Genomic DNA, 14271 nt, shown 5'->3' on the forward strand with positions numbered 1-14271 from the left:
TCTGCGCCGCATGCCGATTGGGAAAGCAGAAATCATGACCTTGCCGGGAACTGTCAGCCCCGGCCAGCGTTGTGCAGGAATGTCTTTCTCCGACCGATGGAGCCTATTTTGTACGAAACATTTCAGTATCTTAATTCCATGCCCATAGTTCCTCACCTCATAGCTCTCTCGATTGCCTATGTGCTGGCTTTCCCGATCGGATGGGAACGCGAAATCGAGGAACGAAGTGCAGGCATACGGACTTTTCCGCTCGTCGCACTAGCCACCTGCGGTTTTATTCAAGGTGCTGAAAGTGCCATGAGCGGTCATCCTGAAGCCATGGCGAAGATCATCGAAGGCCTGATCACCGGTGTCGGATTCATTGGCGGCGGCGCGATTCTTCAAATGAAGGATTCGGTGCGCGGGACAGCAACGGCAGCCAGTATCTGGGCCACGGGGGCAATCGGCGTCGCGGTCGGCCTTGAGAGCTATGATGTGGCTTTCATCATTTCACTCTTCACGTTCCTGACGCTGCGCCTGATGTTACCGCTCAAGAAGGAAACCAAGGAAAAATAACTCAACGTCCCGTATTGCGGCTTCCCAAAGCTTTTTCCCAAGCCAGCGCCGATTCCACAATCGTATCAAGGTTATCGAGACGGGGCTCCCAACCCAGATCCTTTCTCGCTCGCGCGCTGTCGGCAACAATGGAGGCCGCATCGCCCGGGCGCCGGTCCGTAAGGCGGGCATCAATGGGCGCGCCGTGCACACGTTCAACGCTTTCAATCACTTCGCGCACGGAATATCCCCGGCCATAACCGCAATTGGCAGTGAGACTGCTAGCACCGGTCCGCAGCCGGTCCAGCGCCAGGCGATGCGCAGCAACAAGGTCACTCACGTGGATATAATCCCGCACGCATGTGCCATCCGGCGTGGGGAAGTCATGACCGTAAATTTCCATATGAGGCCGTTTGCCCAACGCCGTTTCACAGGCAACCTTGATCAAGTGAGTCGCACCGCGTGTCGACTGCCCGGACCGACCCTTGGTGTCAGCTCCCGCAACGTTGAAATAACGAAGCGCCGTGTATCGAAAATCATGGGCTGCAGCTGTGTCACGCAGCATCCATTCCGTCATAAGCTTGGAAACTCCATAGGGCGATTGCGGCTGAAGTGCCGTGTCCTCGGTAACAGGTTCCATACCGCCATCACCATAGACAGCAGCCGTCGATGAAAAAATGAAATTCCGCACGTCGGATTTAACAACCGCTTCGATAAGCGAACGCGATTTGGAGGTGTTGTTTTCGTAGTAGGTGAGCGGATCGCGAACCGAATCCGGCACGACAACCGACCCGGCAAAATGAATGACCGCATCCACATAATTGCGTTCAATGGTTTCACGGACGAGGTGCTGATCGGCAATATCGCCAACTATAAATTTGGCCTCAGGCGCGATTGCCCACTCAAATCCAGTGGATAGCCGATCGATAACAACAACGGACTCCCCCGAGTCCAACAACTCCCAGACCATATGGCTGCCAATATATCCGGCACCGCCGGTCACGAGTACTGTCATTTGCTAACCCCTGAAGCATGAACGCAGTTCTACCATGGGTATCTTGCCGTATTTCAGCAGGAGTGCAAAGCTTTGAAGCGACAATATAAAAATTCTTCAGGCCAAGCACTTTATGCAGCGCGGATACGGTGGCTCAACATTTTCCCCGAGAGGGCATCACTCGCCTGCAATTTTGTGACTATTTGAGCCTGCAGGTGCAATTGATCACCTCGGCACGCCGTCTTTTTTGTCCAAGCGTGGCAAATTGCCCACCTTCATGTCATGGATTTTAGGCTGCAAAAACGGTAGTAAGTCCATGATACAGGAGCAGTTCATGGACTATCGTCGGTTTTTCGAAGACGCGATCGACCAGTTGCACGCTGAAAAGCGCTATCGGGTCTTTGCTAATCTGGAACGGATCGTGGGAAGATTTCCGCGTGCGCTTTGGCGTACGGCAGATGCCACACGCGAAATCACCGTCTGGTGTTCAAATGATTATCTCGGCATGGGTCAGCATCCGGCGGTGATTGCTGCCATGCATGATGCTTCGAGCCGCATGGGCTCAGGTGCCGGTGGTACCCGGAATATCTCCGGCAATAATCATCCACTTGTAGAGCTGGAGAACGAGCTCGCCGATCTCCACAATAAGGAAGCTGGCCTGGTGTTTACATCCGGTTTTGTGTCCAATGAGGCGTCGATCTCGACCATTGCCCGACTCCTGCCCAATTGCCTTATCCTTTCTGACGAGTTGAACCATGCCTCGATGATCGAAGGCGTCCGCCGCTCCGGTGCAGAGAAGAAGATTTTCCGCCACAATGACGTGGCCCATCTTGAAGACCTCCTGAAGGCAGCAGGCAAGGAACGCGCCAAGCTGATCGTGTTCGAGTCGGTCTATTCGATGGATGGCGACATCGCTCCGATCGCGACGATTGCCGACCTTGCTGAAAAATACAATGCCATGACCTATATTGACGAGGTTCATGCGGTTGGCATGTACGGCAATCGTGGTGGCGGCATCACCGATCAGGAAGGCCTTTCAGATCGTATCGATATTATCGAAGGGACGTTAGCCAAGGCATTCGGCACCCTCGGCGGTTATATAACCGGCCCCAAAACAGTGATCGATGCTGTTCGCTCCTATGCGCCAGGCTTCATTTTCACCACCGCGCTTCCTCCGGCGATTGCTGCGGCGGCAACGCAATCCATCCGGCATTTGAAGGTGTCTCAGGAAGAGCGCAGGCTGCATCAGCGTCAGTCACAGCTTACCAAAGATATCTTGGCCTCAGCAAATCTGCCCGTCATGCAATCGCAGACTCACATTGTCCCGATCCATGTCGGCGACCCGGAGTTGTGCAAGATGGCAAGCGACCGGTTACTCGACGTGCATGGCATCTACATCCAGCCGATCAACTACCCGACAGTTCCGCGCGGAACCGAGCGCTTGCGCATCACTCCAACACCATTTCATTCCGATGAACTGGTGCTTGAGTTGAAGGATGCTTTGGTTGAGGTCTGGACTGCTCTTGGCATTCCGTTTGCCAAGGACAGCACCCCATCGGCAGAAACGGATGAACGTGTGGTCACTCTGGCCGTTTCGAAGGCTGGTGGCTGAAAACACCGTTTTTCCAAATTGTAACAAGCCCGTCATCTCGCTGAGATAGCGGGCTTATTTGTTTGTGCTGGTGCCGCTGAGCCAGCGCGCCAGAAACGGCACAGCAAGTGCGATCATCAAAAACCGCGCCACGTGATGGGACGCCACGTAAGACGGGTCAACACCGAGTGAAAAGGCAATGACAGTGAGGGCCTCCAGTGCACCGGGGGCAAAAGCAAGGGCGATCTGCGCCGGATGAATATCAAGAATATACCAGACCGCAAAAGCGGCAAGAAATGATGCAACGGTGCCGATAACAAAGGCACTCAGCGCGGCAGGAAGATACCGTACGAGTTGCGTACGATGCTCCGCTCCGACTCGCGAGCCAATCAAAACACCCAGAATAATCAACCCGATATCGGCAATGGAGCGTGGCACAACGGCCGTTACCAGAGATGCCCCATGCAGCAAGGCACTCGCCAGCAAGGCACCAAGCATCATACCGCCGGGAACACGGGTGAAATGGCCGAGGAGCGCACCGCCAAGGCCGCAGACAAACAGGACGAGAGCCTCCTGGACTGTCCAATTGTAGTTCAGCTCCACGACCACGTGTGGAGCGTTCCTGGCGATGATTGCGAGCAGGGGCGCCAGAAAGCCGATAAGCAACAAAAGGCGAATACACTGAACAACGGTGATCTTAACCATGTTGGCCTGCGTCCCCATGGCCGCAACCAGGACAAAAGAGAGAGCTCCCGGAAGCGATGAGAACAGAGCCGTCGGTCCATCCCAGCCGAACCCTTTGCGCAGCATGAGATAGGTCAACCCCGTCACAGCAACCAGTGCGACAAACAGCATGAGAAAGCTCACCGGCCACAACACCATCTGATTGATCGTGTCGGAGGAGACACCAGAACCAGCTTGTATACCCAGCATGAAGAACACGAACACACGCAGCCAGTCTGGCAGATGAATACGAATCCCCGAAAGCGAGGCAGCGGTGACCGCAAGCGTTGATCCAAGGAGAAACGGGATGGGCAAGCCGACAAAACCGGCGCTGAAAGCACCAGCCGAAGCAATCAGAAGGGAAAGAATGGTGGCCTGGGTATTATTCAGATGTATGCGGTTCAACGTTTCCTGATCCAGTCTGCGAGGCGATCGGCAGCCTCCTCGACCTGATCGATTCGCCGAGCAAAACACAGTCGAAGGAAGGCTTCACCACCATCCCCAAAAGCTGTGCCGGGCGCAAGACCAACCTTTGCTTCGTCGACAATATCAAAGGCTGCCCGGTATGAATCCGTAACGCCCTCAATACCGAACAGCAGATAGAAAGCGCCCGCGGGGGGTGACAGACGCACCCTGCCTGTCGCTGCCAGTTTGGCGCAGAGGATGTCACGAGCCTTGTGAGCCCGGTCAACCTGCATCCTGATGAATGCATCACCCTGGTCGAGTGCGGCAACGGCACCACGCTGCATGAATTGCGCAACGCCCGATGTTGAATATTGAATCAGATTCTCGACGGTTTTTCCGAGGGACGGATGCACTGTCATCCACCCTACCCGCCAGCCGGTCATTGCCCAGTTCTTGGAAAAACTGTTGACGAAAATAATCCGGTCGTCCGCGTCCATGATATCGAAGAACGACGGAGACCGCAGCGCACCATAGTAGAAATGGGTGTAGATCTCGTCGGCAACAATCCAGAGACCGTGCTGACGCGCAATCTGCAATATCTCTTTCAATGTTTCCAGATCGGCCGTCCAGCCTGACGGATTGGATGGAGAATTGATGAAGAGGGCCTTTGTTTTCGGCGTGATCGCGTCGCGGATTTTCTGGGGATCAAGCGTCCAGCCGTTTCCGGTGAAATCCTGGACGACGGGAACGGGTCTCGCGCCGGCGATACCGGCGGCTGCAGCAAAATTCGGCCAGGCAGGCGAGAGATAGATAACTTCGTCTCCCGCCCCCGCGGTAGCCTGAATTGCCAACTGGATCGACTGCATTCCGGAGCCGGTGACGTAAAAATGGCTCACCGGCAGATCGACGTTGAAATGGCGCTTGTGATAATCTGCGAGAGCCTGCCGCAATTCGGGGATACCCGCCTGCCAGGTGTAGAAGGTCTCGCCGTTGGCCAGGCCTGCGCTTGCAGCATCCCGGATGAAATCCGGCGTGGGCAGATCGCCCTCACCCGCCCAAAGAGGAATGACACCCTCCTGCCGCCTGCCATGGTTCATCACTGCAACAATGCCGCTTTCCGGAGCGACAGCGGCTTCGTGGCGCAAGTGTTCGGTCATACCCATGTGATTTCTCCAATGCCTAGAGCATGTTTTGTTCGTAAAGAGCCGTTCTGCCGGAGGGAATTTCTGGAGACCGCAAGGCTGACGTACCGCAATGAAGCGCAATAATCACGTGGATATTTGTGATGTTCCCATCACCGTCGCTGATAGTCTGCTGACGTCTTACTGACAAATGCAAAGCAAAACCCCGGCACGGGGCCGGGGCTTCGAAACGCGTGCGAAATGTCTTAGCGCTTGGCCAGCAGGTCGCGAATTTCTGTCAACAGAACTTCTTCCTTGGCTGGCGCGGGTGGAGGAGCAACAGGCTCCTTCCTCTTGAGCGTGTTCATGGCCTTTACCACCATGAAGAGGACCCAGGCAATAATCAGGAAGTTGATCACCAGGGTGATGAAGTTACCGTAGGCGAGCGTGGCACCGGCAGCACGTGCGGCGGCCAATGTTGCAGCGGGCGCACCCGCCAATTGGATATACATGTTGGAAAAGTCGACGCCACCGGTCAGAAGTCCAATGATGGGCATCAAGATGTCATTCACAATCGAATCAACCAGTTTGCCAAAAGCACCGCCGATGATCACACCAATGGCGAGATCGACCATGTTTCCCTTCAAGGCGAATTCTTTGAATTCCTTTAGCATGATATACCACTCTCCAGTATTCCGTGTTAATTGGAAGCTGTCAGTCCCCAGTGATGCAATATGCAACACAGATTGACAGTAACAGATGTTCCTAAATTATTAACATAAAGTTTTGATTTCTAAGCAGATATGCATTCAATACCGCGGAATTTCCCCGTGTTTTCGTTTTAAACTGATCAATTTTCATCAAGGCATTTGCCGTCATTAACGGAAGGTTGGAGCCCATGGTGGGCTGGACTGGCGCGCTCGTCGCACTTTTATATCTCCTGGCACAATACATCCTGATCAAGACGGTTGACCGGCGCGCTCGCACTGAAAACGGTCCGGACCGGCCGTATATCTATGCTTTGAGTCTGGCGTCCGGGGGCAGCAGCTGGCTGTTTTATGGAGCGCTTGGCTATGCTGCCGATAACGGATTCGAATTCATCGGATTGTTCATCGGGATCGCGCTGGCATTTACGCTGGGCTTTCCGTTTCTGCGCAAAATTGTCCGTCTGGCGAAATCAGAGGGCATCACCTCCATCGCCGACCTCATTGGCGCCCGATACGGCAAAAGCTTCTCTGTTACTGCGCTCGTGACCCTGATCGCCACGGTTGGGCTGGTTCCTTATCTGGCCCTGCAGATCACAGCCATCCATTATCTGTTCGACGTATTCAGAAATACATTCGCATCCCATGGTCAGGGTGAGCACCACGGTTCGCACTGGCTCTTGTGGTGTCTCCTGTGCGTAATCGGCCTGTTCACAGTCCGCAATAGCGAGAAATCAGTCCATACGACGGATCATGATGAAGGGCTTGTCCGCGTGTCCGCCAACGATTCGGTGTTCAAAATCATCGTCTTCGTGATCGTCGGCATGACTGCGATAACCTTGTTCTTTACGGAGCCGGTCGAACACATAAGCCAAATCGCCATACCTTGGCCGCAAGGGCGAATCTCGCTTGAGAATATGATCGCTCTCATTTTGATCGGCGCGTCGACAACAGTATTGCTGCCCAGCCATTTTTATCTGACAGTCGTGGAGAACAGGAGCGAACGGGAATTGCGCACCGCACGGTGGCTGGTGCCAGCATGTCTGTTTATCGCCGGTGTGTTTGTTTTACCCGTCACGGCAATTGGATTGCAGGTCCTGCCATCGACGGCCTATCCCGATTTTTATTTTCTCTCGCTGCCACTGTTGATGGATCACGATTGGCTCAGTGCCGTCGCATTTGCAGGCGGCTTATCAGCCGCATCCACCATGCTCGTCCTGCCGGCAATCGTCCTCTCAATCATGATCTCCAACGACCTGGTTATGCCGGTGGTACTCAAATGGCCAAGGCGAGCGGCCGCCCAGGATTTCACGAGAACAATTTCAAAAGTACGTCGTTATTCCATCCTGGTGATCTTGCTCGCTGCCTATGTCTATCAATTCACAATCATGGAGCACGTGGACTTTTCCGAACTGTCCCTCATTTCGGCGGTGAGCATGATGCAAATGCTTCCGCCATTTCTTGGCGGCTTTGTCTGGCGGCAAGCAACAGGGCGCGGTGCGTTATGGGGTATGACCGCGGGTATCACCGTATGGCTTTACACGATGGTTTTGCCAACATGGCTCGATCAATCGTCCTCTCTTATCGCCAATGGACCTTTCGGTGTCGGCGGCTTGCGCCCGCACCATCTTTGGAATTTGCAATCCAGCTCCTTCGTCAACGGGTTGTTGTGGAGCCTGATCGCCAATCTGGCCTTCTTCATTGTTGGTTCATTATCGAAGAGCGCACGTCCGCTGGAACGCATTCAGGCGAATGTCTTCATCAGCCACAAACCTGCCGCAACCGTTTCAATTCGGAACTTGCGGCCGAAGATCACCATCCGTCAACTTAAGGAGGCAATTTCCCGATACATAGGAGCTGAGCGGGCAGAGCTCGCGTTTCGTACTTTCTGCGAGCGTGAGGGTGTTGAACTGGACAGGGATGATCCTGCCGATTTCAAAACGGTTCATTTTTGCGAGCAGCTTCTTTCCGGGATTGTTGGATCGCCTTCCGCCCGGCTCATTCTTTCGCTCGCACTGGGACCAACCGGAATAGCCCAGAAACGGGCACAGATATTGCTGGATCATGCCACGGGTGCTTTGGTGCAAAATCGCTATCTGTTGCAAACGGCACTCGATCAGATGGATCAGGGTATCGGCGTCTTCGACGAGCACGCGCGGCTCACATGCTGGAACCGGCAATTCCCGTTCATGCTTGATCTTCCTGAAAATCTTCAACGCATGGGGGTCTCGCTTCGCCATATTGCATCCTTTCTCACTGACCGAGGCGATCTGGTGCAGCTGGAAGACAAGGACTGTCATCCGGAGTTTGATCCGTTAGCGGCGCATTGGCGTGTCCGGTTTCGGGATACAGGGCAGATCATCGACGTCCTTTCCAACACCATGCCGGATGGTGGACGGGTAACAACCTTTACGGATATCACGAAGGCCGTCGAAACAGACCGGATGCTGCGGCAAACCAATGAGTATCTCGATACGCGTGTACGCGAGCGTACCGCAGAGCTAACTCTTGCAAATCAGGAGCTGGCAAAAGCACAGCGCCGAGCCGAAGATGCCAATATCAGCAAGACGCGTTTTCTGACCGATGCGGGGCATGACATTCTGCAGCCGCTCAACGCTGCCCGTCTGTATTCGTCCGCACTTAGCGGACACCTCAGTGAAACGCATCAGAAAGAACTGGCAGTGAGCCTCGATTCATCCTTGGAAGCGGTGGAGTCAATCTTCAACGCATTGCTCGATATTTCACGACTGGATGCCGGCGCACTGCAGCCGGTCATATCCACTTTTTCCCTCAACACCGTATTACAACAGGTTGTTCGGGACTTTTTGCCGGCTTCCCTGGAAAAGGGACTCGAACTCAAACTCGTCGACAGTTCGGTTGTCGTAGAGACAGATCGCAATCTTCTGCGCCGGCTGCTCCAGAACCTGGTTTCGAACGCAGTCAAGTATTGCAGATCAGGCAAGATACTGGTGGGAGTACGTCATCAAGGTAACATGCTTGAGGTTCAAATTCTCGATACGGGCATCGGTATTCCCCAATCGGAGCTGAACGTTGTCTTTCGGGAATTCTCGCGGCTCTCCGAGGGCATGAATGAATCAGACGGCCTTGGACTCGGTCTGTCGATCGTCGAGCGCATAGCCAAAACTCTGGGCATGCAAATCGGAGTCACTTCAAACGTTGGGAAGGGCTCCGTTTTCTCTGTCCGGATGCCCGTATCGCAATTACCAACATTGACGCATGTCAATGGGGTACCTTCGATCGGCGATTCCAGCGTAGCGGACGGTCTGTCGGTCCTTTGTATTGATGACGACAAGCGTTCGCTTTCCGCTATGAAGGAGCTATTGCAAAGCTGGGGTTGCACGGTGGATGCCCTGAGCCAGGGCAAAGCCCTCAGGCGCCTTTGTCAAAACCGCACGGAGCCGCCGGATCTCATCCTTGCCGATTATAATCTCGGCGATGAAACCGGCCTGGATCTCATTGCTTACGTGCGTGACCACTACGATTGCAGTATCAGAGCGGCACTCGTCACAGCGGAGCGATCCAGTCAGTTGCGCAATCGAGCTGCGGCCGACGACGTTTCAGTCATCAACAAGCCTGTCAGGCCCGCCATTCTAAGGGCGGTTCTTTCGCATTCTCAGGCAGGAGAAAGCAATGAGCGCCGGTGAGGCGCTACTCGCCTAGTGCAGTTCAGCAGGCTCGGCTTTCAAAATCGCCGCCTCGGTCCTGAAACGTGAAAAACGAATAACCGCCTGTGTTCGGCTTTCAACACCAAGTTTATACAGAACCGCCGACACATGCGCCTTGATGGTTGCCTCTGATACGTTCAACTCATGGGCAATCTGTTTGTTCAGCATGCCGCTCGCCATCATGCCAAGCACCCGCCCCTGCTGCGGCGTAAGCCGGCGCAAGCGGGCGGTCAACTCAAGCAATTCTGCATCCAGAGCAATGCTGCTGCTCATCGGCGGTGACCATATCTCGCCATCGAGTATCTTGCTGACAGCCAAACCGATTTTGTCCGGCGTCGATGATTTGGAAATGAAGCCCGATGCCCCAAGGGCCAAGGCCGTACGCATGGTGATCGTGTCGTCGGTTGCCGAGACGATTGCAATGGGGATTGTCGGGCAAAGAGCACGCAACGTAATCAGGCCAGTCATGCCACTGACACCCCCCAATGCCAGATCCAGGAGGACCAGATCGATATCAAATTCATCAAGGACAAGTTTCTTGGCGCTCTCAAGATCGCCTACCTCAATAATGTCCGCATCCCTTGCCTGCATGACAAGTGCGGCCTTCAGTGCGCCACGGAAAAGCGGATGATCGTCCACGATGACAAACTTAAATCTCATTGTTGAAAAGTCCTTATTTCTAAAAATAACGGCGATAATAATTTATTGGTTTTAATGCTTTCGACTAAAGCGCATTTCCCTGATATATCAAGATAAATCTGATGCGCACAAAAGTTCAAGATGGACGCAGATTGTTCGTTGATGTCTGCTAAACACATGAATTGACTTGGCAAAACCTTAATCTCGCGCAATCATACACTCATTCAGTATAATCTTCGAAAGAAAGATACATGATAACCAATACTCTTTACCCCGAGACTCAGCCCTATTCCGAGCAGATGCTTGCTGTGTCTGATCTGCACAGTATTCATGTGGAAGAATGCGGTAATCCGAACGGTAAACCGGTCATCATGATCCATGGCGGCCCTGGCGGCGGGATTAACCCCACCATGCGCCGCCTGCACGACCCCGAGCTTTATCGCATCATTCTTTTTGATCAGCGCGGCTGTGGAAAATCAACACCTTATGCTGAACTTCGCGAGAATACGACATGGGATCTCGTGGCGGATATGGAGCGTATACGTGATCATTTCGGCATTGATAAATGGCAGGTTTTCGGCGGCTCGTGGGGTTCGACACTGGCACTTGCCTATGCCCAGACGCATCCGGCTCATGTGAGCGAACTGATCCTGCGCGGCATCTTCATGATCCGTCGTTTTGAGATCGAGTGGTTCTATTCGAACGGCGCCAGCATCATCTACCCGGACCGCTTTGAAGCCTATCAGGAACATATTCCGGAGGCCGAACGCGGTGACATGATTGCTGCCTACTACAAGCGCCTAACCGACGAGGACCCGGCAGTGCGTCTAGCGGCGGCCAAACTATGGGCACGCTGGGAAGGCTCCGCGCTTTCCCTGTTACCAGATCCCGCGCGCGAAGAGGCTTTTGCCGGTGATCATTTCGCCATCGCATTTGCCCGCATCGAGTGCCACTATTTCCAGAACAAAGGCTTCTTTGAAACGGATGACCATCTCCTGCGCAACGCCCATCTGATCCGCGAGATTCCAGGCGTTCTGGTGCACGGTCGTTATGACATGTGCACGCCGCTCCTGAATGCCTGGCATTTGAAGAAAGTCTGGCCGGAAGCCGATTTGCGGATTGTGGAAGATGCCGGACACTCGGTCACCGAACCGGGTATCGTTCACGAGTTGATTGCAGCAACCAAAAAATTCGCAGCTTGATATTCAACACCGGCAACCGGCTGCTCTGGCGGCCGGTTGCGGTTTTACGCAGCCAAATGCTTGCGCCGTGATTTCACGACCCACAAGTGGCCAAAGGGATCAGTCAGCACGCCAACGCGATCCCCATTGTCCAATTCCTCAACAGCATTACGCACGTGGCCGCCTTCCGATGTGGCGTGGTGCATCACGCGATCGACATCGTCAACATGGATATCCAGCATGACAGGCGTCGCACCTATAGCGTGTACCGAACGCGGCCCGCCCAATGATGCATCTGCATCGCGTTTTGGGTTTGCCCCGACAATCATTATCACCGAAGCACCCATCCGCATTTCAGCAGCAATCAACTCACCATTGTGCAGATACGGGCGTCCAACAACCCGCGCACCAAATACATTCTCATAAAAATCCATGGCCATTTGCTGGTCGCCGTGGCGCACAAAAAGCCGGATGGAAATTTCACCGATCAATCTTGTCCCCTCGTTCATCCTGTCCCTCCAGCGTCCATTAGCGAACGACTAAGGTCGTATAAATATCGGAACAAATCAAGAACAAAATGATTTATGAGGCGGCGATTTGCTATTTTCCGTGGAAAACAATTTCGGGAAAGCGCGTCAGGATTTTCGCATTCAGGTCTTCTGTGGGTCCGCCTTCGAAGCCTTGTCGTCGTTCTCGAATTCCTTGGCAATGCCCATGAAACGACGCATGAATTTCTCCATGTAGCTCAAGCCTTTTTCGAATTCCTCATCGGAGGGAAGCGCGTCACGAACGACAGGGGGAATTTTTCCCATACTGGCCACCGTGTCTTCAAGTTTGGCAACACGTGTTTTCAGATCGGCCATATCCTCTTCGTAGGCCTTGCGCTCTTCCGCCGCCAGTTTGCAGATCAACTGGCCGGACTTTTCCTGGCAGATCGACATCTCGCCGGTCTTGTTGTTCATCCTGACATAGCCGCTTTCGGTTTTTTCCAGCGAGTAGCTTGTCGTCTCCTCGGCGAAAGCACCATTGAAGGTTGCGATCGCCAGAAACGGAACAGCTATGACAGTGGAAAGAAGCGTGCGTGTACGTGACATGACTGACCTCCGAAATACAGAATATCGATCTTGCTGCGATAATACGCCGAAAATAGGAATACGCGTCGAGATTTCTGTTACCGACGCCAGTCTACGCTTTGCGCATTGCGGTTTTGTGTTTAGTAAAACCTCATGAGCGAATTGATCTACAAGATTACCCCACGGACCCTTTGGCAGGCAGCAGAAGCTGCCGGTGTGTTTGACGGCGCGCCGATTGACCATGCCGACGGCTACATTCATTTCTCCACCGCGGCACAGGCAGTAGAGACGGCAGCCAGGCATTTTACCGGACAGGAAGATCTGCTGCTGGTCGCGGTCGAAGCCGGCCGTCTTGGCGCAGCATTGAAATATGAAGTTTCCCGGGGCGGCGATCTCTTCCCGCATCTTTACGCAACTCTGCCAATGAATGCCGTTCTGTGGGTCAAACCACTGCCACTCGACGGCGAAGGCAAACACCAGTTTCCGGAGATGGGCGTATGAGCGGACTGTTCCAATCGCTGGGCCGTAAAGTTCTGTTTTCCTTCGATCCGGAAGACGCTCACGGCATGTCGATCAAGGCATTGAAGACCGGCCTCGTTCCGGGATGCGCGCCACAGCATGACCCTAGTCTGCAGGTAACTGTTGCCGGACTGAAGTTCCCCAATCCTCTCGGCATGGCAGCAGGCTATGACAAGAATGCCGAAGTGCCGGATGCACTGTTGAAGCTTGGTTTCGGTTTTGCCGAAATTGGAACACTGACGCCGCTCGCTCAATCAGGCAATCCGAAGCCACGCATTTTTCGCCTTGTGGAAGACAATGCCGTGATCAACCGCCTCGGCTTCAACAATGAAGGCCATCAAGCGGCATTCCAGCGGCTTTCCGCGCGCAAGAACCGTCCGGGGATTGTCGGGGTCAATATCGGCGCCAACAAGGATTCAGCCGATCGCGTGGCGGACTATGTCGCCGGCATCCGAAAATTCAATGCGCTCGCGGGTTATTTCACGGTCAATATCTCCTCACCCAATACGCCGGGACTGCGTGATCTACAGGCCCGCGACAGCCTGAAGGAGTTGCTCAGCAAGGTACTGGAAGCACGGGATGAAGCCGCCGCGCAGTCGGGTGCCCGCCGCGCAGTCTTTCTGAAGATCGCCCCTGATCTGCCGGAGGCCAGCCTCGATGATATTGCTGCGGAAATCGCACTGCATCCGCTCGACGGGCTGATTATCTCCAACACCACTCTTTCCCGCACTGGCCTGCGCAGCCCGAAGCATACCGCTGAAACCGGTGGTCTTTCCGGCGTGCCGCTCTTCAACCGCTCTACGATTGTGCTCGCCAAGATTCGTCAGCGTGTTGGACCTACCTTCCCGATTGTCGGTGTCGGCGGTATCGACAGCGCCAAGACGGCGATTGCAAAGATTCGCGCAGGTGCTGATCTAGTCCAGCTTTACACGAGCATGATCTATCGCGGCCCCGGGCTCGCAGCCGAGATCGTCAAGGACATGTCCGCCCTGCTGAAGCGCGATGGCGTTGACAACATTGCCGAATTGCGCGATCGCGACGTTGCGGCGTGGGCGGCAAAAGATCTTCCCGCCTGATCGCCGAGCGTAATTTCGCCACTGT

At 54.2% G+C, this 14271-nt stretch carries 13 protein-coding genes; 6 read left to right on the forward strand and 7 right to left on the reverse strand.

The features are described from left to right. Window positions 1–138: 138 nt before the first annotated feature. Window positions 139–555, forward strand: a complete 417-nt coding sequence (locus FHW16_RS04155) for an MgtC/SapB family protein (RefSeq protein WP_246711666.1) — start codon at window positions 139–141, stop codon at window positions 553–555. Window position 556: 1 nt separating this feature from the next. Here the strand turns inward: FHW16_RS04155 and galE are convergent, their stop codons facing one another. Continuing rightward, on the reverse strand, window positions 557–1549 hold the full coding sequence (galE, locus tag FHW16_RS04160; RefSeq protein ID WP_182547868.1) for a UDP-glucose 4-epimerase GalE: 993 nt from the start codon (window positions 1547–1549) through the stop codon (window positions 557–559). A gap of 313 nt (window positions 1550–1862) precedes the next feature. Here galE and hemA point away from each other — a divergent pair, with 313 nt between their 5' ends. Beyond that, a complete protein-coding gene (gene hemA / locus FHW16_RS04165; protein ID WP_182547869.1) occupies window positions 1863–3140 on the forward strand; it encodes a 5-aminolevulinate synthase in 1278 nt (425 codons plus the stop codon). Window positions 3141–3194: 54 nt separating this feature from the next. Here the strand turns inward: hemA and FHW16_RS04170 are convergent, their stop codons facing one another. The 3 genes from FHW16_RS04170 to mscL form a co-directional block, all read right to left on the reverse strand. Continuing rightward, on the reverse strand, window positions 3195–4247 hold the full coding sequence (locus FHW16_RS04170; RefSeq protein WP_182547870.1) for an AbrB family transcriptional regulator: 1053 nt from the start codon (window positions 4245–4247) through the stop codon (window positions 3195–3197). After that, entirely contained in the window at window positions 4244–5410 is a 1167-nt protein-coding gene (locus FHW16_RS04175) for a pyridoxal phosphate-dependent aminotransferase (protein WP_182547871.1), read from the reverse strand. Before FHW16_RS04175 ends, FHW16_RS04170 begins: the two co-directional genes overlap by 4 nt. 224 nt (window positions 5411–5634) lie before the next feature. Further along, on the reverse strand, window positions 5635–6042 hold the full coding sequence (gene mscL, locus FHW16_RS04180) for a large conductance mechanosensitive channel protein MscL (protein ID WP_182547872.1): 408 nt from the start codon (window positions 6040–6042) through the stop codon (window positions 5635–5637). A 224-nt stretch (window positions 6043–6266) separates the two neighbouring features. On the opposite strand from mscL, the gene FHW16_RS04185 reads away from it, so the two are divergent. After that, window positions 6267–9737, forward strand: a complete 3471-nt coding sequence (locus tag FHW16_RS04185) for a PAS domain-containing hybrid sensor histidine kinase/response regulator (protein ID WP_182547873.1) — start codon at window positions 6267–6269, stop codon at window positions 9735–9737. Window positions 9738–9749: 12 nt separating this feature from the next. Here the strand turns inward: FHW16_RS04185 and FHW16_RS04190 are convergent, their stop codons facing one another. After that, window positions 9750–10418, reverse strand: a complete 669-nt coding sequence (locus FHW16_RS04190) for a response regulator (RefSeq protein WP_182547874.1) — start codon at window positions 10416–10418, stop codon at window positions 9750–9752. Window positions 10419–10648: 230 nt separating this feature from the next. Here FHW16_RS04190 and pip point away from each other — a divergent pair, with 230 nt between their 5' ends. Further along, the gene (pip, locus tag FHW16_RS04195) at window positions 10649–11599 is read left to right on the forward strand and encodes a prolyl aminopeptidase (protein WP_182547875.1); all 951 of its coding nucleotides are present in this window, start codon (window positions 10649–10651) and stop codon (window positions 11597–11599) included. A gap of 44 nt (window positions 11600–11643) precedes the next feature. Here pip and FHW16_RS04200 read toward each other — a convergent pair whose 3' ends face one another. Together FHW16_RS04200 and FHW16_RS04205 are read right to left on the reverse strand one after the other, a co-directional pair. Beyond that, complete coding sequence (locus tag FHW16_RS04200) at window positions 11644–12087, reverse strand: VOC family protein (protein ID WP_182547876.1); 444 nt, start codon at window positions 12085–12087, stop codon at window positions 11644–11646. A gap of 141 nt (window positions 12088–12228) precedes the next feature. Further along, window positions 12229–12672, reverse strand: a complete 444-nt coding sequence (locus tag FHW16_RS04205; protein WP_182547877.1) for a hypothetical protein — start codon at window positions 12670–12672, stop codon at window positions 12229–12231. Window positions 12673–12804: 132 nt separating this feature from the next. Between FHW16_RS04205 and FHW16_RS04210 the strand changes: the two genes are divergently transcribed. After that, on the forward strand, window positions 12805–13152 hold the full coding sequence (locus FHW16_RS04210) for a DUF952 domain-containing protein (protein ID WP_182547878.1): 348 nt from the start codon (window positions 12805–12807) through the stop codon (window positions 13150–13152). Next, the gene (locus FHW16_RS04215) at window positions 13149–14246 is read left to right on the forward strand and encodes a quinone-dependent dihydroorotate dehydrogenase (protein WP_182547879.1); all 1098 of its coding nucleotides are present in this window, start codon (window positions 13149–13151) and stop codon (window positions 14244–14246) included. The genes FHW16_RS04210 and FHW16_RS04215 overlap by 4 nt, the downstream gene beginning before the upstream one ends. Window positions 14247–14271 lie beyond the last annotated feature (25 nt).

The organism is Phyllobacterium myrsinacearum, from assembly GCF_014138285.1.
In the GTDB taxonomy this organism is placed as follows: domain Bacteria; phylum Pseudomonadota; class Alphaproteobacteria; order Rhizobiales; family Rhizobiaceae; genus Phyllobacterium; species Phyllobacterium myrsinacearum_A.